We start from the raw sequence: 19,841 nt of genomic DNA, 5'->3' as shown, positions 1-19,841 counted from the left end.
CATGACCAAGGCAGCAACCAAGCGGGCCGAAGAGGGACCCTTGATGATCGATAGTCCGGGCGAGCCGGTAAAACGCTATTTCAATCGTGAGCTGAGTTGGCTCGCCTTCAATCGCCGCGTGATGGAAGAGGCGTGCAACCCCGCGCACCCGCTGCTGGAGCGACTGCGCTTCCTGTCGATATCGGGCTCGAACTTCGACGAGTTCTTCATGGTCCGCGTCGCCGGACTGATGGGGCAGCAGCTCCAGAAGGTGGAGGCACATTCGGCGGACGGGCGGACGCCCAGCCAGCAGCTCGCCGCGATCTCCGAGGAAGCCGAGATCCTCGCCGACCGGCAGCAAAGCGTGTGGAACGAGATCCGCGCGCAATTGAGCGAAGTGGGCATCCACGTCCTAGAATCTAACGAAATCGAGGGGGAAACCGAGACTTGGCTCGAAAGCCATTTCCGCGACCAGATCTTCCCGATCCTTACCCCGCAGGCGCTCGATCCGGCGCATCCGTTCCCGTTCATCCCCAATCAGGGATCGAGCGTGATCTTCGATCTGATCCGCCGTTCGGACCGGGAGCCGGTGCGCGAGCTGGTACTGCTGCCCACCGCGCTCAAACGCTTCGTCCGCCTGCCCGGCGAGCCCGCGCGCTATGTCGCGGTCGAGGCTGTGCTCAAGCATTTCTCGCATCTGCTCTTCCCCGGCTATGCCGTGAACGGCGCCGCCGCCTTCCGTGTGCTGCGCGACAGCGACATCGAGATCGAGGAAGAAGCCGAGGACCTCGTCATGACCTTCCGCTCGGCGATCAAACGCCGCCGACGCGGCCGCGTGATCCGCCTCGAGATGGAGGAGAGCATTTCCCCCGAGCTGGAAGCCGTGCTCAAGGAGGAACTGGGCGGCAGCGAGGCCTTGCTGACCGAGACCGGCGGCCTGCTCGGGGTCGGCGACCTCGCGACCTTGGTCGAGGAAGATCGCCCGGACCTCAAGTTCACACCCTATTCGGCGCGTTTCCCGGAGCGGATCCGCGAATATGGCGGCGATTGCTTCGCGGCGATCCGGGCGAAGGACATTCTCGTCCATCACCCTTATGAGAGCTTCGACGTGGTGCTTTCGTTCCTCGGCCAGGCCGCGAGCGATCCGGACGTGGTCGCGATCAAGCAGACACTCTACCGCGCAGGCAAGCAGCCCGCCGTCATCAACGCGCTGATCGCCGCGGCGGAAGCGGGCAAATCGGTCACCGCGGTGGTCGAGTTGAAGGCGCGGTTCGACGAGGAGCAGAACCTCTATTGGGCCACTGCGCTCGAACGCGCAGGCGTGCAGGTCGTCTATGGCTTCATCGACTGGAAGACTCACGCCAAGGTCTCGATGGTCGTCCGGCGCGAGGGCAACGGCTATCGCACCTACTGCCATTTCGGCACGGGCAATTATCATCCGATCACCGCGCGCATCTATACCGATCTGAGCTTCTTCACCGCAGATCCACGGGTGGGTCGCGATGCGGCGCAGCTGTTCAACTACGTCACCGGCTATGTCGAACCCGCATCGCTGGAGCTGCTGCACATCAGCCCGCGCGGCCTGCGCAACGAGCTGGTCGCGCTGATCGACGCGGAGATCGCGCATGTTCGTGCCGGCCATCCCGGAGCGATCTGGGCGAAGATGAACTCGGTGGTGGATCCCGCGGTGATCGAAAAGCTCTATGAGGCCAGCGCCGCGGGGGTGGAGATCGATCTGATCGTCCGGGGCATCTGTTGCTTGCGACCCGGCGTTCCCGGCCTGTCCGAGAACATCCGGGTCAAATCGATCGTCGGGCGCTTTCTCGAGCACAGCCGGATCTGGGCGTTCGGCAACGGCAAGGGATTGCCGAGTGACGGCGCGAAATTGTTCATTTCCTCGGCCGACTGGATGCCGCGCAACTTCGATCGACGGGTCGAGTTCATGCTGCCGATCCTCAACAAGACGGTGCATGATCAGGTGCTCGATCAGGTGATGGTCGCCAATCTGCTCGACGACGAGCAAAGCTGGCAGCTCCAGCCCGACGGGCGCTATGTCCGGACCGAGGAAGGCGCCACGCCATTCAACCTGCACCGCTATTTCATGACCAACCCCTCGCTTTCCGGACGCGGCGCCGCGCTCGAAAAGCGCAAGCCGGTGCCGAAACTGTCGCTCAAGCGTCGGCGCGGGGCGAAGAAGGAACATTGACCTGATGGCCACGCTTCTCCGCAAGCCGGAGCAACGCACCGTGCCGGCGAAGGCCCGCGTGGCGATCATCGACATCGGATCCAACTCGGTGCGCCTCGTGGTCTATGACGGCGCGGCGCGGCTTCCCGCGGTGCTGTTCAACGAAAAGGTGATGGCCGGGCTGGGGCGCTCGCTGAGCGACACCGGTGCGATCGACAAAGCGGGGCTGGCGCGGGCGCGCGCCGCGCTGGCGCGCTTCGCCGCGCTCGCCCGTGAGATGCAGGTGAGCGAATTGCGCACCGTCGCCACCGCCGCGGTGCGCGACGCTTCCAATGGCGGCGAGCTGATCCGTGCGGCCGAGGCACTGAACCTCGAGGTCGAATTGCTGTCGGGCGAGGAGGAGGCAATGGCCTCGGGCATGGGGGTGCTCTCCGGCATCCCCGAGGCCGATGGCGTGGTCGGCGATCTGGGCGGCGGCAGCCTCGAACTGGTGCGCGTCGTCGCCGGGACGGTCACCGACCGCGTGTCCTTCCCCTTGGGCGTGCTGCGGCTCGGTGTGATTCGCGCCGAAGGCAAGGGCGCGCTGGATCGTCGGGTCGCCAAGCTGTTCGCCGATTCAGGCTGGAGCGGGCGAGGGAAGGGGCTGCCTTTCTATCTGGTCGGCGGATCGTGGCGCGCGCTCGCCCGGCTCGACATGCACCGCACCGGCTATCCGCTGCCCGTAGTACACCAATATCCGATCGCGCTCGATCGGGTCGGCGACCTGCAGCGTATCCTCGCCGAGATACCGAAGACCGAGCTCAAGGCGATCCCCGACATCTCCAGCGCGCGTATCCCGACCTTGCCCGACGCGACGGCGCTGCTGCTGAGCGTGCTCAGGCATTTGGGGAGCAGCGGCAGCCTGGTATCGGCATACGGGCTGCGCGAAGGATTGCTCTATCAGCGGCTCACGCCGGTACAGCGCCTCGAAGATCCGCTGATCGCCGCGGCGCGTGACGAAGGCGAGCGCTCGGGTCGCTTCCCCGAACATGGCGACCTCCTCGACGCATGGATAGCGCCGTTGTTCGACGATGCGCCCGAGCTGGCCCGGCTGCGTCACGCGGCTTGCCTGCTCGCCGATGTCGGCTGGCGCGCCAATCCCGAGTTCCGCGCCGAACGCGGTATGGAGATCGCGCTGCACGGCAATTGGGTGGCGATCGATGCGGCGGGGCGGGCGATCATGGCCCAGGCGCTCTACACCGCGTTGGGCGGCGGGCTTGGCTGTCCCGAGGCGCTCGGCCAGCTGGCGGACACCGAGTCGTTGGCGCGGGCACGATTATGGGGCCTGGCCATCCGGCTGGGACAAAGGCTGAGCGGCGGCGTCGCCGCGCCGCTCAGGCGATCACGCGTGGCGCTGGAGGCGACGCTCACCTTGACTCTCGATCCAGAGGACGAGGCGCTGTACGGGGAGGCAGTCGAAAAGCGTCACAAGGCGCTGGCGCTGGCGTTCGGCAACGAACCGGTACTCGAGGTCTAGCGATGCCTGGCACGCCCCTCCCTGCAAGGGAGGGGATGGGGGTGGGTGCGAGCGAAGCGAGCCCCTTCGGGGCGTTGGCGAAAAGAAAAGACCGGGCATCGAGCCCGACCTTTTCTACCCACCCCTAACCCCTCCCTTGGAGGGAGGGGAATTGCCGCAGTCTCAGCCGCAGTGGGCGCGGACGATCTTGCCCTTGTCGTCGAGGTCGAGGTTCAGACGGCTCTCACTGAAATCCATCGTCACTGCCATTCCAGGCGAGATCCAGCGGACCGTCCTGGCACCCGAGAGCCGCATCGCTTCCTTTTCGACTGCGGCAGTGCGGGTCTTGCCGATCAGGCTATCCAGGCCGTCGGCGACGCACTTGCCGGGGGGCGGAGGCGGCGGGCCTTCGGGCGCGCTGTCATAGTGGCAGCCGGCGGTGGCCAGCAGAGTGAGCGGGAGAATCGCGCGGATCATGACGGCTCCTCGGTTCGGGTCATCTTGAGCTTACCGTTGCGGACCGTGAACCCGAGCTGACCCTCGACGAGCTCGAGTGCGTCGCGGCCGAACTGTTCGAAGCGCCAGCCTTCGAGGATCGGCAGATCCTTGCGCACGCCGGCAGCCAGTGCCTCGAGGTCGTCCGAGCGGGCGAGCAGGCGCGCGGCGACGTTGATCTCCTTGGCGCGGATCTTGAGGAGCAGCTTGAGGAGATCGGCGACCAGAGCGCCGTCCTTGCCGAGAGCGGGCTTGCGGTCGTCGCGCGCAGGCAGTTCCTCGGTCGACATCGGCCTGGCGCTCTCCAGCGCGGCCATCAGCCGTCCGCCGATATCGTTGCCACCCCAGGCGGGGGAGAGCCCGCGGACGCGTGCGAGATCGGCCTGCTTGCGCGGCGGCGTGCCGGCGAGATCGGCAAGCGTCTCGTCCTTGATGATGCGGCCGCGCGGCAAGTCCTTGCCCTGCGCTTCGAGCTCGCGCCAGCGGGCGAGCGCCTTGAGGCGGCCGAGCACTTCGGGCTTGCGGCTGGAGACGCGGACGCGCTGCCACGCCTGATCGGGATCGTTGCGGTAGTTCTCGGGATCGGCGAGCCGTTCCATCTCCTGGTCGAGCCACGCGCCGCGGCCGGTTTTCCGGAGCTTCTCGAGCATCTTCGGGAAAATTTCGGAGAGATAGGTGACGTCGCAGATCGCATAGTCGATCTGGCGCTTGTCGAGCGGGCGGCGGCTCCAGTCGGTGAAGCGCGCGCCCTTGTCGACAGTGATGCCGAGATAGGTGTCGACGAGGTTCGAATAGCCGATCTGCTCGCCCTGGCCGAGCGCCATCGCCGCTACCTGGGTGTCGAACAGCGGGTGGGGTGTCTTGCCCGTGAGGTTATAGACGATCTCGATGTCCTGGCCGCCGGCGTGAAAGACCTTGAGGACGTCCTCATTGTCCACCAGCAGATCGAGCAAGGGCTGCATGTCGATCCCGCCCATCGGATCGATCGCCGCGGCCTCCTCATCGTCCGCGATCTGGATCAGGCAGAGTTCGGGCCAGTAACTGTTCTCGCGCATGAACTCGGTGTCCACGCAGATGTACGGCTTGTTGGCGAAGCGCGCACAGAGATTGGCGAGGGCGGCGCTGTCCTCGATCAGACCATGGATATGCATCGGGGGCCCATATACTGGTCTTCGGGTTGACAAAAGGGTGCGTGAGGGGAAAGCGCACGCCACTGTTGATCCCTCACGCAAAAGTTGAATCTCGATGCACGCCTATCGCTCGCATACCTGCGCCCAGCTCCGCGCCATTAATGTCGGCGAGGAAGTTCGCCTGTCTGGCTGGGTCCATCGCAAGCGCGACCATGGCGACCTCGTCTTCATCGACCTGCGCGACCATTATGGCATCACCCAGATCGTCACCGACGTCAGCGGCCCCGCCTTCGCGGTGATCGAGTCGCTGCGCGCCGAATCGGTGATCACGGTGACCGGCAAGGTGATCGCACGTGACGCCAGCGTGGTGAACCCTAACCTGCCAACCGGCGAGATCGAGGTCCGCGCTGCCGAAGTGACGGTGCAGAGCCCGGCGCAGGAGCTGCCCTTGCCGGTGTTCGGCGACGCCGAATATCCCGAGGATATCCGCCTGCGCTATCGCTTCCTCGATCTGCGCCGCGAGCGGCTCCACAAGAATATCCTGCTCCGCTCGAACGTCATCGCATCGCTGCGCCAGCGGATGATCGGACAGGGCTTCACCGAGTTCCAGACGCCGATCCTGACCGCGAGCAGCCCCGAGGGCGCACGCGACTATCTCGTCCCCAGCCGCGTCCATCCGGGCAAATTCTACGCGCTTCCGCAGGCGCCGCAGATGTTCAAGCAGCTGCTGATGGTCGCCGGGTTCGACCGCTATTTCCAGATCGCGCCCTGCTTCCGCGACGAGGACGCCCGCGCCGACCGCTCGCCGGGCGAATTCTACCAGCTCGATTTCGAAATGAGCTTCGTCACGCAAGACGATGTTTTCGCGGCGATCGAGCCGGTACTCCACGGCGTGTTCGAGGAGTTCGCCAATTGGGAAGGCAAGGCGCGCACCGTCTCGCCGCTGCCGTTCAAGCGCATTCCGTACCGCGAATCCATGCTCAAATACGGCAACGACAAGCCCGATCTGCGCAACCCGATCCTGATCACCGACGTATCGGAATTCTTCAAGGGCTCGGGCTTCAGCCGCTTCGCCTCGATGGTCGAGGGCGGCGACGTGGTCCGCGCGCTTCCCGCGCCGAACACGCACGAGAAGAGCCGGAAGTTCTTCGACGACATGAACAGCTGGGCGCAGTCGGAAGGCTTCCCGGGCCTCGGCTATGCGACGCAGAAGGACGGCGTGTTCGGCGGCCCGATCGCCAACAACCACGGCCAGGAAGGCATGAAGGCGATCGCCGAGGCGATGGGCCTCGGCCCGAACGACGGCATCTTCTTCGCCGCGGGCAAGGAAGCGCAGGCAGCCAAGCTAGCCGGGCTCGCACGCACCCGCGCCGCTGAGCAGCTCGACCTGATCGACCAGAGCCGCTTCGAATTCTGCTGGATCGTCGACTTCCCGATGTTCGAATATGACGAGGACGCGAAGAAGATCGATTTCAGCCACAACCCGTTCAGCATGCCGCAGGGCGAGCTGGAAGCGCTGGAGACCAGGGACCCGCTCGATATCCTTGCATACCAGTACGACATCGTCTGCAACGGCGTGGAGCTGAGCTCGGGTGCGATCCGGAACCATCGTCCGGAGATCATGTACAAGGCGTTCGAGATCGCCGGCTACACGCAGGAAGAGGTGGACACCAATTTCGCGGGCATGATCAACGCCTTCAAGTTCGGCGCCCCGCCGCACGGCGGCTCGGCCCCAGGTGTCGATCGTATCGTCATGCTGCTCGCCGACGAGCCCAACATCCGCGAGGTCATCGTTTTCCCGATGACGCAGAAGGCCGAGGACCTGATGATGCAGGCGCCGGCGTTCGTGAGCGACAAGCAGCTCAAGGAACTGAGCATCCGCCTCGCGCCGCAGGTGGCGGCGGATATTGCGAAAAAGGATGTCGCCGCCGCTGTCGATCCGGCGGCGGGCTGAGCGATCGTCAGTCCATGCGCCCCGGTTCAGGCCCGAAGCGGTTCGGACCGGGCGTACCTTGGCCAGTGAGCAGCAGGATCAGATACCCCAACACCGCCAGATAGAGGAGGTTGTTGAGGAATAGCAGGCCGGACAACCCGAAATCGGGTTCCGACGCGGAGAAGCACTGCATCCGCGCGTCATGCTCTCCTGCATCACCGGCAGAAACACCACGGTCATTCCGTCTCGATACGCGCCTGATTGCGGGATCGCGCTGATCGGCTGTACGTTCGTCGGCGAACCAGGAGGCGGGATGGCGATCGATCTTTCGGACTATGAGGCCGGCAAAGCTTTCGACGGCAATTATGAAAAGGCGCTGGCGAAACTGCAGAAGCGACTGAGCCACATCCAATACGCGCATATCGTCCACAAGCGCCGCGCGATCATCGTGTTCGAGGGCTGGGACGCGGCGGGGAAGGGCGGGATCATCCAGCGGCTCACCGCCGAATGGGACCCGCGCTATTTCGAGGTCTGGCCGATCTCGGCGCCGACGCCCGAGGAACTGGCGCATCACTTTCTCTGGCGCTTCTGGCGGCGGCTGCCCGCACAGCACAATATCGCGGTGTTCGACCGGAGCTGGTACGGGCGCGTGCTCGTCGAGCGGGTGGAGGGCTTCGCGAAGGAGGCCGAATGGCGGCGCGGCTTTGACGAGATCAACGATTTCGAAGCGCAGCAAATCGAGACCGGCGCGACTTTGGTCAAGGTTTTCGTCCATGTGACGCAAAAGACGCAGGACGGAAGGCTGCGCGATCGGCTCGAACATCCCTGGAAGCGCTGGAAGACGGGGCTCGACGACTATCGCAACCGGGCGAAGCGGGCGGACTATCTGGAGGCGATGGCCGAGATGTTCGAGCGGACGAACACGAAGCACGCGCGCTGGATCGTGGTGGACGGCAACGACAAGAAAGCAGGCCGGATCGCCGCGCTGACCGCGATCGCGGACGCGCTGGAGGCGAAGGTCCCTATGGAGCCGCCGGCACTCGATCCCGAGGTGGAGAAGGTGGCGAGGAAAGCGCTCGGGCTTTAGGGTTTTATCGCCTTGCAGGTGACTGTTTGCCTGAGCTGGGCCCGAAGCGGCTTCTCGCTTAGCATGGCTAGGAATACGGCGGATCGAGAGGCGATCCCCGTGTCGCGGCAAGCATCCTCCATCGCCGCTTTCATTTTCGTCGCAGCATCCTTCGCATTTTCGGTAGTGGTCAGGATGAGCTGATATCGACCTTCGCCCTGCTGCGTGACAGCCACGACATTATCGGATGCGCCGGCAACCTGAATCGCGAGGGCAAGAAGGGAAAACAGCATCCCGCCAGTTGAACATCGCGAACCTCGATGCACAAGTCGTCATGCCGGCGCGAATTCGCCCGCATCGTCCATCACGTGGAGCACACCGTCGCGGATCGCGAAATAGGCGCCGTGAATGGTGAGCGTGCCCGCGGCCTCGCGCTCGGGAATGCAGGGGAAGGTGCGCAGATTGGCGATCGAGACGCGGACCGTCTCGAGTTCGAGAGCGCGGATCGCTTCCTCGCCCTCGCCATGTTCGGCGACGACGCGGTCGCGCGCCTCGTCCAGCATGTCGACCCAGTGCGCGATGAAGCCGCCGGCGCCGGGCGCCTTGCCCTCGAAGCGGCGGGTGAGCGCGGCATGGACGCCGCCGCACGCGCCGTGGCCCATCACCACGATCTCGGGGACTTCGAGCTGGGTCACCGCGAATTCGAGTGCCGCCGAGACGCCGTGGCGGCCGCCACCCAGCTCGAAGGGCGGGACGAGATTGGCGATGTTGCGGACGACGAAGATCTCGCCGGGCGACGTATCGAAGATCTGCGCGGGATCGACTCGGCTGTCCGAGCAGGCGATCACCATCACCTTGGGTGCCTGGCCCTCGGAGAGTTCGTCCCAACGGTCACGCTGATGGCCATATCCGGTCTGGCGGAAGCGCTGATAGCCGGAGAGCAAGTCGCTGAAGTCGGTCATGGCGGCTCCATAACGCTTCCATGGCGTTTGCGAACCCCGTTCGCGTTCGCGGACTGCAAGCAGGGATGCTTGCACGGTTGTTGTGCCTGCACGCGCGCATCGCTATCTGGCCCGTCATGAACGAGATGTCCCCGCTGCCGCGCCCGGAACGTGTCCGCAAGCCCGACTGGATCCGCGTCAAGGCGCCCACTTCGGAGGGCTTCGCCGCGACGCGCGCGCTGATGCGCTCGAAGAGCCTCACCACGGTGTGCGAGGAAGCCGCCTGTCCGAACATCGGCGAATGCTGGTCGAAGAAGCACGCGACGGTGATGATCCTGGGCGACACCTGCACGCGCGCCTGCGCCTTTTGCAACGTCAAGACGGGCATGCCGCGCGCAGTGGACCCGATGGAGCCACAGAACGTCGCGGACGCCGCTGCGCAGATGGGGCTCGAGCACATCGTCATCACGTCGGTGGACCGTGACGATCTGCCCGATGGCGGCGCGAAGCAGTTCGTCAAGGTGATCGAGGCGATCCGCAAGTCGAACCCGACCACGACGATCGAGATCCTCACCCCCGATTTCCGCAACAAGCACGAGGCGCCGATCGAGATGATCGTCGCTGCGCGGCCCGACGTCTACAACCACAATCTGGAGACCGTGCCGAGGCTCTATCCGACGATCCGCCCTGGCGCGCGTTATTACGCGTCGCTGCGGCTACTGGAGACGGTCAAGAAGCTCGATCCGTCGATCTTCACCAAGTCGGGCATCATGCTCGGGCTCGGCGAGGAGCGGCTCGAGGTCCATCAGGTGATGGACGACATGCGCTCGGCCGACGTGGATTTCCTGACGATGGGCCAGTATCTCCAGCCGACTCCGCGCCACACCAAGGTCATCGAGTTCGTCACGCCGCAGGCGTTCGGTTCCTATGGTGCGATCGCCCGCGCCAAGGGTTTCCTGCTGGTCGCCTCGTCGCCGCTCACGCGGTCGAGCTATCACGCAGGCGACGATTTCGCGAAGATGCGTGACGCGCGGGCGGCCAAGCTGGCGAAGGTGACGGCTCAGGCCTGATGCCCAAGCACAGCGAGACGCGCGCGCTGCCCTATACGCCGGAGCAGATGTTCGATCTGGTCGCCGATGTCGGCCGCTATGGCGAGTTCCTGCCCTGGGTTTCGGCGGTGCGGGTGCGCTCGAACAGCGACACTCAGATGGTCGCGGACCTGATCGTGGGGTTCAAGGGACTGCGCGAAAGCTTCACGTCGCGCGTCGAGAAGCAGCGGCCGGGGCATATCCGGGTCGACTATCTCGAAGGGCCGCTCAAGCACCTGAACAACGACTGGAAATTCCGGCCGGACGGGAAGGGCGGATGCCTGGTCGATTTCTGCGTCGACTTCGCGTTCAAGAACCGGGTGTTCGAGATGCTCGCGGGGCAGGTGTTCGATCGCGCGCTCCGGAAGATGATCAACGCGTTCGAAGAGCGCGCGGCGCGGCTTTACGGCGATTCGGCGGGTTCTTCCGAGGCGACTGCGCCCGGCATCAGCAATTCGAGCGCGCACAGCGCCGCCTGAAGCCGCACGCCGGCACGCCCGTTATCTTCAAAATGGCGCGCATCGGCGACGATGTGCTGCGGATCTGCGCCGCGCTCGGCCTGCGCGAACACCACGGTGCCCACCGGCTTCTTCTCGCTGCCGCCATCGGGACCCGCGATTCCGGTGATCGCCACCGCGACATCGGCGGTGCTGCGCTTCAGCGCGCCCTGTGCCATGCTCCACGCCACTGCGATCGACACCGAGCCGAAGGTTTCGAGCACGTCGGTGCTGACCTTGAGCACTTCGGTCTTGGCTTCGTTCGAATAGGTGACGAAGCCTGCGTCGAACACGTCGGACGAGCCGGGGATCTCGGTGAGCGCGGCACTGACGAGACCGCCCGTGCAGCTTTCCGCCACCGCGATCCGGCGGCCGACGGCGCGATTGGCTTCGAGCACGCGGCGCGCGGCATCGACGAGCTGGGGCGGGAGAATCGTGTCCATGGCGAGGCCCTGTGCCACCGAGATGTTTCGAACGCGAGTCAGGCGTTGTCCGCAGGTAGTCGCACCGTGGCGATCGCCTGTGCGGCCATGCCTTCGCCGCGCCCGGTGAAGCCGAGCCGTTCGGTGGTGGTGGCTTTGACGCTGATCCGGGTGACGGGAAGCCGCAGGATCGCCGCGATGCTCGCGCGGATGCTGTCCCGATGCGGGCCGATCTTCGGCGCCTCGCAGATGATCGTCAGGTCGATGAAGTCGATGATGCCACCCTGCGCGCCGATCAGCCCCGCGGCATGTTCGAGAAAGCGGGCTGACGCGGCGCCGCCCCATTGCGGGTCGCTCGGCGGAAAATGCATGCCGATATCGCCGGCGCCGATCGTGCCGAGCACCGCATCGGTGATCGCGTGGAGCACGACATCCGCATCGCTATGCCCCGACAGGCCCTTGTCATGGGGAATGCGGACGCCGCCGAGCCAGAGTTCCTCGCCCTTGGCAAAGCGATGGACATCGAAGCCTTGCGCGGTTCGGACCTGCATCGCGGCGGCATGGCGCGCCTCGGCGGCTGCGAAATCGGCGGGGTGCGTGATCTTTTCCAAGGCGATGTCTCCGGGGACCAAGGCGACTTCGCGTCCGAGCGCGCGGACCATCTGCGCGTCGTCGGTGGCTTCGCGGTCGGCGGGCCACATGCGGTGGGCTTCGCGGATCGTGGCGGTGTGGAAGGCCTGCGGAGTCTGAACGCGGACGAGCCCCTCACGCGGCACCGTTTCGCCCAACGCCTCGCCGCCGCGCGCGAGCGTGTCGGCAACGGGGAGGGCGGGGAGGACACCTTCATGGCTATCGAGCGCCGCGAGGAGTGCATCGATCACCGCGTGCGACAGAAAAGGGCGGGCGGCATCGTGGATCAGCACGCGATCCGCACCGATCGCCGCAAGGCCATTCGCCACCGACTCGCGTCTCGTGGCGCCGCCGACCGCGAAGGCGACTTCGCCCAGCGCGTCGGCCAGTGCCGTTTCCTGCCCTTCGCCGATCACCACCAGCACGTCGTCGATCGCCGGGTGCGACGATAGTGCCGCATAGCTATGCGCTATCATCGGCTTGCCGGCGAGCCGTGCGAATTGCTTGGGCACGGCGCTTCCCGCCCGGACGCCCCGTCCGGCGGCAACGATCAGTGCAGCGGTCTTTCCCATGCAGGCGCGGGTAGCGGGGAAGCCCTGCCTTGCCAATCCGGGCTTGTGTCGCTAGGCGTCGCTGCCTATTTTTCAGGCAGGTCATGCGCGAACTCGCTCCCATTCAGATCGGCCCCGTCGGGGTCGAAGCCCCGGTGCTGCTCGCGCCGATGACCGGCGTGACCGACTTGCCGTTCCGCCGGGTCGTGCGACGCTATGGCTCGGGGCTCAACGTCACCGAGATGGTCGCCAGCCAGGCCGCGATCCGCGAGACGCGCCAGTCGCTGCAGAAATTCGCCTGGGATCCGATCGAGGATCCGGTGTCGATGCAGCTCGTCGGCTGCACGCCCCATGAGATGGCCGAGGCGGCGAAGCTGAGCGAGGATCGCGGTGCCGCGATCGTAGACATCAACATGGGATGTCCGGTCCGGAAAGTGACCAGCGGCGACGCAGGATCGGCGCTGATGCGCGACCTCAAGCTCGCCGCGTCGCTGATCGAGGCGTGTGTGAAAGCCGTCTCGGTTCCAGTCACCGTCAAGATGCGGATGGGTTGGGACCATGCCAGCCTCAACGCCCCCGAACTCGCGCATATCGCCGAGGATCTCGGCGCGAAGATGATCACCGTCCACGGCCGTACCCGCAACCAGATGTACAAGGGCTCGGCCGACTGGGGCTTCATCCGCAATGTGAAGGACGCGGTGTCGATCCCGGTGATCGCCAATGGCGACATCTGCGGAATCGAGGATGCGCGTACGGCGCTGGTGCAATCGGGTGCGGACGGCGTGATGATCGGGCGGGGTGCCTATGGCCGCCCTTGGATCCTGCGACAGGTCATGGACGCACTGACCGGCAAGCCGGAACGTGCTGAGCCCACGCTGGATGAACAATATGCCGTGATCGTAGAGCATTATGTCGACACGCTCAGCCACTATGGCAACGAAGTCGGCGTCAACATGATGCGCAAGCATATCGGCTGGTACACCAAGGGCATCCATGGCTCGGCCGAGTTCCGCAACAGCGTCAACAAGCAGGCCGATCCGAGAATCGTGCTCGACATGCTCGCCGAATTCTACGCGCCATGGTCTTCGCGCGCGGCAGCCTGAGACGCGCCAGGCCGGAACCGGTAAAGGGTCCCGGCTTTGGCGAACTGTTCGCGGCGCTGCCCGTCGCCGTGCTGGTGATCGATCCCGATGGGCGCATCGCCCATGCCAATTCGGCCTGCGAATTGCTGCTCAATCACAGCGAGACGACGATGGTGGGGCAGCCCTATGACGCGGTGCTGCTCCCGCCGGCGGACTATGCCGACCGCCGCGACGGCCATGGCTTCGCGGCATTCGACATCGAGATCGAGGCGATCCGCGGCCCACGCATCCGCGTCGATTTCGTCGAGACCCTGGTCGCCGACCACCCCGGCTGGCGGATCGTCACACTCCACCACGCACCGCAGTCGCGCCGCGTGGCGCAAGGCGCCGAACGCACCGCCGGGGCTCGCGCGGCGGTAGGTGCCGCAGCGATGCTGGCGCACGAGATCAAGAACCCGCTCTCGGGGATCCGCGGCGCGGCCCAATTGCTCCGGAGCAGCGGCGAGGATGAGGAGCTGACCCAGCTGATCACCACCGAAGTCGACCGGATCGTCACGCTGATCGACCGGATGCAGGACTTCACCGACACGCGCCCGCTCAAGCTGGAACCCACCAACGTCTATCCGTTGCTCGATCATGCGCGGCGGGTGGCGCTGGCGGGGTTTGCGCGCGGACTGGCGATCGAGGAGCGGTTCGATCCTTCGCTGCCGCCGGTGCGCATCGATTCGGACGCGTTTCTGCAGGTACTGCTCAATCTGCTGAAGAACGCCGCCGAGGCGCTGGGCGATACGCCCGAACCGCGGATCACGCTGGCGACCGCCTATCGCCACGGTATGTCGGTGAGCGACGGCCCCGGCCGCCCGCGCCAGCCGCTGCCGATCGAGATCCTCGTGACCGACAACGGCCCCGGCGCACCCGTGGACATCGCCGAGCACTTGTTCGAGCCGTTCGTCTCGGGCAAGCCGGAAGGGAAGGGACTGGGGTTGCCCTTGGTAGAAAAGCTGGTCCGCGACATGGGCGGGATCGTCCAATATGCCCGCGAACGCGATCCCGAGGTCACGGTGTTTCGCATCCTGCTGCAGAGGGCGTCGTGAGCGGTTCGGTCCTGATCGTCGACGACGACAGCGCCATCCGCACCGTGGTCGCCGCCGCGCTCAAGCGCGAGGGGCATCGGGTGACGACCGCAGCGAGTATCGCCGAACTGCGCCGCGCGCTGGCATCGGAAATGCCCGATGTGCTGGTGACCGATGTCGTCCTGCCTGACGGCAACGGTCTCGATGTGGCGGCAGGCCTCGCCAGCGAGCATCCCGAGCTGCCGATCATCGTCTTCTCCGCACAGAACACGCTGGCGACGGCTGTGCGCGCGACCGAAGTGGGCGCGTTCGACTATCTGCCCAAGCCGTTCGACCTCGACGTGCTCGCCCAGGCAGTGCGCGGCGCGATCGCGCGGCGGCAGCGCCAGCCGACCGAGCTGGCCGAGGCCGAAGTCGGGGGCGGTCCGTCGCTGATCGGCCGTTCGCCGGCGATGCAGGAGGTCTATCGCGTGATCGCGCGGGTGGTTTCCAACGACCTGACCGTGCTGATCTCGGGTGAGTCCGGCACGGGCAAGGAACTGGTGGCGCAGGCGATCCACGACATGGGGCCGCGCCGCCGCGCGCCGTTCGTGGCGCTCAACATGGCGGCGATTCCCCGCGAGCTGATCGAAGCCGAATTGTTCGGGCACGAGCGCGGCGCCTTCACCGGCGCGGCCACGCGCGTCGCGGGCAAGTTCGAGCAGGCGGCGGGAGGCACCTTGTTCCTCGACGAGATCGGCGACATGCCGATGGACGCGCAGACCCGGCTGCTGCGCGTGCTCCAGTCGGGCGAGTTCACCACCGTCGGCGGCGCGCGGACGATCCGCGCCGATGTCCGTATCGTCGCGGCGACCAACAAGGATCTGGCGCAACTCGTCCAGACCGGCCAGTTTCGCGAGGATCTGTTCTATCGGCTCAACGTCGTGCCGGTAAGCCTGCCGGCGCTGCGCGAACGCCGGCAGGACGTGCCCTTGCTCGCGCGCCATTTCCTCGATCGCGCCGCCGAGGCGGGATTGCCGCGCAAGCAGCTCGGCAAGGACGCGGTGGCGGTGCTCGAAGGGTTCGACTGGCCGGGCAATGTCCGCCAGCTCGAGAATCTGATGCGCCGCATCGCCGCGCTCAGCCGCGACGAGTGGATCGATGCCGATGCGATCCGCCGCGCGCTGGGCGAAGCAGGGAGCTTCCAGCCCGAGTCGCGCGACGCCGGGATCGATGCGGCGGTGCGCGCCCGGCTCGAGCGGATGGCGATCGAGGAACCGCGTGCGCTCGACGACGGCAGCCTCTACGAGCGCATCATCGGCGAAGTCGAACGCCCGCTGATCGAGGCGATGCTGGCGCGTCACCAGAACAACCAGCTCCGCGCGGCGCGGGCGCTGGGGATCAACCGCAATACCCTCCGCAAGCGGCTCGATACGCTGGGGATCGAGATGGGTGCGGATAGATCGGACGGTGCCGCTTAGCGACGGTTTGTGACGATTAGCCGAAAATTATGTGTTCTTTCGGCCACAATCTCGTTGTATCCAAGCAACGATGGATGCCGTGACCGAGCAGTTGACCGAAGCCGCACCGCGCAAGCGGCGGTTGAGCGTCACGCCCGCGGTAGAGGCCGGAGTGCTCTTCGCGGCGATTGCGATCGCCATCATCAGCTATTTCGTGATCAGCGGCGAGCGCTCGCCTGAGCGATTGCTTTCGCCGCCGCTGGTCGCGTTGCTACTCGTTGCCAACCTCCTGCCGGGCGTGGCGCTGCTGGTGCTGATCGGCCGCCGCGCCGCGCGCCGCCGCGCCGCCCTCTCCACCGCCGGCGGGGAGGGGAGGTTGCACGTCCGTCTCGTGGCGATCTTCTCGGTACTGGCGAGCGTGCCGACATTGCTGGTGGCGGTGATCGCGTCGCTGCTGTTTCAATACGGCGTCGAATTTTGGGTCTCGGATCGACCGAGGAGCATGATCGAGAATGCACAAGCGCTGGCGCAGGAATCGTACCGGCAGCTTCTCGGCTATGTCGATCGCGAGACCGTCGCCATGGCGAACGACGTTGCGGCTGAGCTGGACGAATCGCCGCCTGAGAGCATCAAGTTTCAGCAAGTCTTCGCCACGCAGGTGTATCTGCGCAGCCTGTCCGAAGCGATCATCTTCACGGTCTCGCCCGACGGGCAGATCCAGACGATCGCGCTGGTCAATCCTTATGAGCGCGACCTCGAGAAGGATATCAATCGGGACGCGCTGAAACAGCTGGCGCAGGGTAAGGCGAGCGTCGTCGAGGCGCAGGGCGACCGGACGCGCTCGCTCACTCGGGTTCCCGGATCGAGCAATCTCTATCTCTATGCCGGCCGTGCCTCCGACCTTGGCGGAATGTCGGCGCAGACCCAGCGCGCCGCGCAGGTGTTGGCCGATTATCGCGCGCTGGTGACGCGATCGCGGTCGCTCCAGCTCCAGTTCAATCTCGCATTGCTCGTCCTCGCGCTCCTGATCGTGGGCATCGCGGTCCTCGTGGCTTTGCGCGTCGCGGACAGGCTGGTACGCCCGGTAAACGAACTGGTGGGCGCAGCGCGGCAAGTGGCCGGCGGCGACCTGACCGCGCGCGTTCCCGAACGCAATTCGAAGGACGAGCTTGGCGTGCTCGCCGGCGCATTCAACCAGATGACCAACCAGCTGCAAGGCCAGACCAACGCATTGGTCACCGCCAACGCTCAGCTGGAGAGCCGGCGCGCGCTGATCGAGGCAGTGATGTCGGGAGTCTCGGCCGGCGTCATCTCGATCGGAGCCGATCGAGTGGTGCGGCTGATGAATGCCTCGGCGTTGGCATTGCTCCGGCGGACCGAGGAGGAATCGGTGGGCAAGCCGCTCCCCGAGATCGCACCCGAGCTCGACGCCTTGCTCGACAGTCCCGAGCGCGAGGCCGTGGCGCAAGTCACTGTCGGCGGCGAGGCGCGGACGCTCGCGGTCAAGATCACGTCGGACGAAGCGGGGCAGGTGCTCACCTTCGACGACATCACGCAGCAATTGCTCGATCAGCGCCGCGCCGCCTGGTCCGACGTGGCGCGGCGGATCGCGCATGAGATCAAGAACCCGCTGACTCCGATCCAGCTCGCCGCGGAGCGCCTCCAGCGCCGCTACGGCAAGCAGATCGAGGGCGGGGAGGGCGTGTTCAGCCAATTGACCGGCACGATCATCCGCCAGGTCGGCGACCTTCGCCGCATGGTCGACGAATTCTCGTCCTTCGCCCGCATGCCCAAGCCGCTGTTCCGCCGCGAATCGCTGCTCGACATCGCGCGCCAGGCGATGTTCCTCCACGAAGTCGCGCACCCGACGATCCGCTTCGAGCTCGACTCGCCCGAGGATCCGCCGAGCCTGGTCAGCGATCGCCGCCAGATGGGGCAGGCGCTGACCAACGTGATCAAGAACGCCGTCGAGGCGATCGAGGCCCGCGGGGAGGGCGAGGCGCTGCCGCAGGGCGAAGTGGTGCTCACGATCCGCAGGGAGGACACGCATCGCATCCTGCTGACCGTGGCCGACAACGGCGTCGGGCTGCCAGTGGAGCGCGACCGTATCGTCGAGCCCTATATGACGACGCGCAGCCGCGGCACCGGGCTCGGCCTCGCCATCGTCAAGAAGATCGTCGAGGAGCATTTCGGCACGATCGCCTTCACCGACCGCGACGGCGGCGGCACCGTCGTCACCATCTGTTTCGATACCGAAGCGCTCGAGAAGCTGGCGCTCCAGGACACCCAGACCGAGGCCGCCGATCCGCGGCCGGCGGCACTTACCAGAACCGGAAAATCCCAATGAGCCTCGATATCCTCGTCGTCGACGACGAACGCGACATCCGCGAGCTGGTCGCGGGCGTGCTGGAGGACGAAGGCTACGCCACGCGTGGTGCCGCCGACAGCGACGCGGCACTGGAAGCCATTGCCGAGCGCCGGCCCAGCCTGGTGCTGCTCGACGTGTGGCTCCAGGGCTCGCGGCTCGACGGGCTCGAATTGCTCGACGAGATGAAGCGGCGCGATCCTTCGATCCCGGTGCTGGTGATCTCAGGCCACGGCAATATCGACACCGCGGTCGCCGCGATCCGTCGTGGCGCAGTCGACTTCATCGAAAAGCCGTTCGAGGCCGAGCGGCTGCTGTTGCTCGTCGAGCGCGCGACCGAGACCGAAAGGCTGCGCCGCGAAGTCGTGTCGCTGCGCGCCTCGGTGGGACGCGAGAACGACCTGACCGGCAATTCGACGGCGATCAACACCGTGCGTGCCACGTTGAAGCGCGTCGCCTCGACCGGCAGCCGCGTGCTGATCAGCGGCGGCCCGGGCGTGGGCAAGGAAGTCGCGGCACGGCTGCTGCATGGCTGGAGCCAGCGTACCGCAGCGCCGTTCGTGATCGTGAGTGCCGCGCGGATGACGCCCGAGCGCGTCGAGGAGGAATTGTTCGGCGTGGAGGAGGGGGGCGATCTCGTCCGCCCTGGACTGCTCGAACAGGCACATGGCGGGACTTTGTTCCTCGACGAGATCGCCGACATGCCGGTGGCTACGCAGGCACGGATCCTGCGCGTGCTCACCGACCAGAGCTTCAGCCGGGTGGGCGGCACACGGATCGTCAAGGTCGATGTTCGCGTCGTCTCCGCCACCGCGCGCGACCTGATGGCGGAGATCGCCGCGGGACGCTTCCGCGAGGATCTCTATTACCGGCTCAACGTCGTGCCGGTGCTGATCCCGCCGCTCACCGAGCGCCGCGAGGACATCCCCGTGCTCGTCGAGCATTTCGTCGCGCATTATGCCAGCGAGCGCCGCGTGCCGACACCCGAAGTCGCTCCCGACGCGATGGTTGCGCTGCAGAGCTATGAATGGCCCGGCAATGTCCGCCAGCTGCGCAACGTCGTCGAGCGGACGGTGATCCTCGCCCCAGGAGACCGGATCGGGCGGATCGACCTCGATCTGCTGCCCCCCGAAGTGCTCGGCAAGCCCGGCGATATCGGCAACGGCGTCGGCGCGAATGCGATCATGGGAGCGCCGCTCAAGGAAGCGCGCGAGACCTTCGAGCGCGAATATCTGCGCGTCCAGATCCGCCGCTTTTCGGGCAACATCTCGCGCACCGCGAGCTTCATCGGAATGGAACGCTCGGCGCTGCATCGCAAATTGAAGCTGCTCGGCATCACCGAGACCCGCGAGGAATAGGTTGGACGCGCGCGCCCTGAACCAATAGACTGCACTTCCGCGCCGGGGTGGCGCGGCATTCCGACGCCGGGAACCGGCGCGACGCGGGACAGAGCCCGCCAAGAATAGAAGG

18 protein-coding genes are annotated in these 19,841 nt (G+C 66.0%); 11 read left to right on the top strand and 7 right to left on the bottom strand.

Translation table 11 applies throughout. The annotated features are described in order from the left end of the window. Nucleotides 1-43: 43 nt before the first annotated feature. Together BR78_RS0100945 and BR78_RS0100940 are read left to right on the top strand one after the other, a co-directional pair. Nucleotides 44-2,185: an RNA degradosome polyphosphate kinase gene (locus tag BR78_RS0100945; RefSeq protein WP_231478186.1), complete on the top strand. Its 2,142-nt coding sequence runs from the start codon at nt 44-46 to the stop codon at nt 2,183-2,185. A gap of 4 nt (nt 2,186-2,189) precedes the next feature. Continuing rightward, on the top strand, nt 2,190-3,680 hold the full coding sequence (locus BR78_RS0100940; protein WP_025560900.1) for a Ppx/GppA phosphatase family protein: 1,491 nt from the start codon (nt 2,190-2,192) through the stop codon (nt 3,678-3,680). Nucleotides 3,681-3,842: 162 nt separating this feature from the next. On the opposite strand, the gene BR78_RS0100935 is transcribed toward BR78_RS0100940, so the two are convergent. Both BR78_RS0100935 and rnd read right to left on the bottom strand, forming a co-directional pair. After that, nucleotides 3,843-4,136 carry an I78 family peptidase inhibitor gene (locus BR78_RS0100935; RefSeq protein ID WP_029934326.1) on the bottom strand — a complete coding sequence of 98 codons (294 nt, stop codon included), beginning with the start codon at nt 4,134-4,136 and terminating at the stop codon, nt 3,843-3,845. Then, complete coding sequence (gene rnd / locus BR78_RS0100930; protein ID WP_025560798.1) at nt 4,133-5,305, bottom strand: ribonuclease D; 1,173 nt, start codon at nt 5,303-5,305, stop codon at nt 4,133-4,135. The genes BR78_RS0100935 and rnd overlap by 4 nt, the downstream gene beginning before the upstream one ends. 94 nt (nt 5,306-5,399) lie before the next feature. Here rnd and aspS point away from each other — a divergent pair, with 94 nt between their 5' ends. Further along, the gene (gene aspS, locus BR78_RS0100925) at nt 5,400-7,238 is read left to right on the top strand and encodes an aspartate--tRNA ligase (RefSeq protein ID WP_025560797.1); all 1,839 of its coding nucleotides are present in this window, start codon (nt 5,400-5,402) and stop codon (nt 7,236-7,238) included. Nucleotides 7,239-7,245: 7 nt separating this feature from the next. Here aspS and BR78_RS22060 read toward each other — a convergent pair whose 3' ends face one another. Beyond that, nucleotides 7,246-7,410 (bottom strand): DUF805 domain-containing protein, encoded by a 165-nt coding sequence (locus BR78_RS22060; protein ID WP_231478066.1) that lies wholly within the window; start codon nt 7,408-7,410, stop codon nt 7,246-7,248. Between the two features lie 120 nt (nt 7,411-7,530). Between BR78_RS22060 and BR78_RS0100915 the strand changes: the two genes are divergently transcribed. After that, nucleotides 7,531-8,304: a polyphosphate kinase 2 family protein gene (locus tag BR78_RS0100915; RefSeq protein ID WP_025560795.1), complete on the top strand. Its 774-nt coding sequence runs from the start codon at nt 7,531-7,533 to the stop codon at nt 8,302-8,304. Here the strand turns inward: BR78_RS0100915 and BR78_RS0100910 are convergent. Together BR78_RS0100910 and BR78_RS0100905 are read right to left on the bottom strand one after the other, a co-directional pair. Beyond that, nucleotides 8,301-8,576: a hypothetical protein gene (locus BR78_RS0100910; protein WP_029934321.1), complete on the bottom strand. Its 276-nt coding sequence runs from the start codon at nt 8,574-8,576 to the stop codon at nt 8,301-8,303. The two genes, BR78_RS0100915 and BR78_RS0100910, sit on opposite strands and share 4 nt — an antisense overlap. A 39-nt stretch (nt 8,577-8,615) precedes the next feature. Next, nucleotides 8,616-9,245, bottom strand: coding sequence for a carbonic anhydrase (locus tag BR78_RS0100905; RefSeq protein WP_029934319.1), 630 nt, complete (start codon nt 9,243-9,245; stop codon nt 8,616-8,618). Between the two features lie 116 nt (nt 9,246-9,361). Here BR78_RS0100905 and lipA point away from each other — a divergent pair, with 116 nt between their 5' ends. Beyond that, the gene (lipA, locus tag BR78_RS0100900; RefSeq protein ID WP_029934318.1) at nt 9,362-10,294 is read left to right on the top strand and encodes a lipoyl synthase; all 933 of its coding nucleotides are present in this window, start codon (nt 9,362-9,364) and stop codon (nt 10,292-10,294) included. After that, nucleotides 10,294-10,791, top strand: a complete 498-nt coding sequence (locus BR78_RS0100895; RefSeq protein ID WP_029934315.1) for a type II toxin-antitoxin system RatA family toxin — start codon at nt 10,294-10,296, stop codon at nt 10,789-10,791. Before lipA ends, BR78_RS0100895 begins: the two co-directional genes overlap by 1 nt. Here the strand turns inward: BR78_RS0100895 and BR78_RS0100890 are convergent. Beyond that, the gene (locus tag BR78_RS0100890; RefSeq protein WP_029934313.1) at nt 10,716-11,252 is read right to left on the bottom strand and encodes a CinA family protein; all 537 of its coding nucleotides are present in this window, start codon (nt 11,250-11,252) and stop codon (nt 10,716-10,718) included. The genes BR78_RS0100895 and BR78_RS0100890 overlap by 76 nt on opposite strands. 38 nt (nt 11,253-11,290) lie before the next feature. After that, the gene (locus BR78_RS0100885; RefSeq protein ID WP_029934311.1) at nt 11,291-12,433 is read right to left on the bottom strand and encodes a bifunctional 2-C-methyl-D-erythritol 4-phosphate cytidylyltransferase/2-C-methyl-D-erythritol 2,4-cyclodiphosphate synthase; all 1,143 of its coding nucleotides are present in this window, start codon (nt 12,431-12,433) and stop codon (nt 11,291-11,293) included. Nucleotides 12,434-12,516: 83 nt separating this feature from the next. On the opposite strand from BR78_RS0100885, the gene dusB reads away from it, so the two are divergent. The 5 genes from dusB (at nt 12,517) to ntrX (ending at nt 19,729) form a co-directional block, all read left to right on the top strand. After that, nucleotides 12,517-13,515 (top strand): tRNA dihydrouridine synthase DusB, encoded by a 999-nt coding sequence (gene dusB / locus BR78_RS0100880; RefSeq protein ID WP_029934309.1) that lies wholly within the window; start codon nt 12,517-12,519, stop codon nt 13,513-13,515. After that, the gene (locus BR78_RS0100875) at nt 13,491-14,588 is read left to right on the top strand and encodes a two-component system sensor histidine kinase NtrB (protein ID WP_029934307.1); all 1,098 of its coding nucleotides are present in this window, start codon (nt 13,491-13,493) and stop codon (nt 14,586-14,588) included. The genes dusB and BR78_RS0100875 overlap by 25 nt, the downstream gene beginning before the upstream one ends. After that, nucleotides 14,585-16,027, top strand: a complete 1,443-nt coding sequence (gene ntrC, locus BR78_RS0100870; RefSeq protein ID WP_029934306.1) for a nitrogen regulation protein NR(I) — start codon at nt 14,585-14,587, stop codon at nt 16,025-16,027. The genes BR78_RS0100875 and ntrC overlap by 4 nt, the downstream gene beginning before the upstream one ends. 70 nt (nt 16,028-16,097) lie before the next feature. Next, complete coding sequence (locus BR78_RS0100865; RefSeq protein ID WP_029934305.1) at nt 16,098-18,353, top strand: HAMP domain-containing histidine kinase; 2,256 nt, start codon at nt 16,098-16,100, stop codon at nt 18,351-18,353. Beyond that, nucleotides 18,350-19,729: a nitrogen assimilation response regulator NtrX gene (gene ntrX, locus BR78_RS0100860; protein ID WP_029934304.1), complete on the top strand. Its 1,380-nt coding sequence runs from the start codon at nt 18,350-18,352 to the stop codon at nt 19,727-19,729. The genes BR78_RS0100865 and ntrX overlap by 4 nt, the downstream gene beginning before the upstream one ends. Nucleotides 19,730-19,841 lie beyond the last annotated feature (112 nt).

The organism is Sphingomonas sp. UNC305MFCol5.2, from assembly GCF_000712135.1.
Classification (GTDB): domain Bacteria; phylum Pseudomonadota; class Alphaproteobacteria; order Sphingomonadales; family Sphingomonadaceae; genus Sphingomonas.
The sequence above is the reverse complement of the archived record's forward strand: the minus strand, read 5'-3'. Positions and strand labels throughout refer to the sequence as shown.

Coding starts and splice junctions, on each gene's coding strand:
- aspS (WP_025560797.1), top strand. CDS start 5,400: ATGCACGCCTATCGCTCGCATACCTGCGCCCAGCTCCGCGCCATTAAT.
- BR78_RS0100905 (WP_029934319.1), bottom strand. CDS start 9,245: ATGACCGACTTCAGCGACTTGCTCTCCGGCTATCAGCGCTTCCGCCAG.
- dusB (WP_029934309.1), top strand. CDS start 12,517: ATGCGCGAACTCGCTCCCATTCAGATCGGCCCCGTCGGGGTCGAAGCC.
- BR78_RS0100915 (WP_025560795.1), top strand. CDS start 7,531: ATGGCGATCGATCTTTCGGACTATGAGGCCGGCAAAGCTTTCGACGGC.
- BR78_RS0100940 (WP_025560900.1), top strand. CDS start 2,190: ATGGCCACGCTTCTCCGCAAGCCGGAGCAACGCACCGTGCCGGCGAAG.
- BR78_RS0100885 (WP_029934311.1), bottom strand. CDS start 12,433: ATGGGAAAGACCGCTGCACTGATCGTTGCCGCCGGACGGGGCGTCCGG.
- BR78_RS0100865 (WP_029934305.1), top strand. CDS start 16,098: ATGGATGCCGTGACCGAGCAGTTGACCGAAGCCGCACCGCGCAAGCGG.
- BR78_RS0100895 (WP_029934315.1), top strand. CDS start 10,294: ATGCCCAAGCACAGCGAGACGCGCGCGCTGCCCTATACGCCGGAGCAG.
- BR78_RS0100910 (WP_029934321.1), bottom strand. CDS start 8,576: ATGCTGTTTTCCCTTCTTGCCCTCGCGATTCAGGTTGCCGGCGCATCC.
- lipA (WP_029934318.1), top strand. CDS start 9,362: ATGAACGAGATGTCCCCGCTGCCGCGCCCGGAACGTGTCCGCAAGCCC.
- BR78_RS0100945 (WP_231478186.1), top strand. CDS start 44: ATGATCGATAGTCCGGGCGAGCCGGTAAAACGCTATTTCAATCGTGAG.
- rnd (WP_025560798.1), bottom strand. CDS start 5,305: ATGCATATCCATGGTCTGATCGAGGACAGCGCCGCCCTCGCCAATCTC.
- BR78_RS22060 (WP_231478066.1), bottom strand. CDS start 7,410: ATGCAGTGCTTCTCCGCGTCGGAACCCGATTTCGGGTTGTCCGGCCTG.
- ntrX (WP_029934304.1), top strand. CDS start 18,350: ATGAGCCTCGATATCCTCGTCGTCGACGACGAACGCGACATCCGCGAG.
- BR78_RS0100890 (WP_029934313.1), bottom strand. CDS start 11,252: ATGGACACGATTCTCCCGCCCCAGCTCGTCGATGCCGCGCGCCGCGTG.
- BR78_RS0100935 (WP_029934326.1), bottom strand. CDS start 4,136: ATGATCCGCGCGATTCTCCCGCTCACTCTGCTGGCCACCGCCGGCTGC.
- BR78_RS0100875 (WP_029934307.1), top strand. CDS start 13,491: ATGGTCTTCGCGCGCGGCAGCCTGAGACGCGCCAGGCCGGAACCGGTA.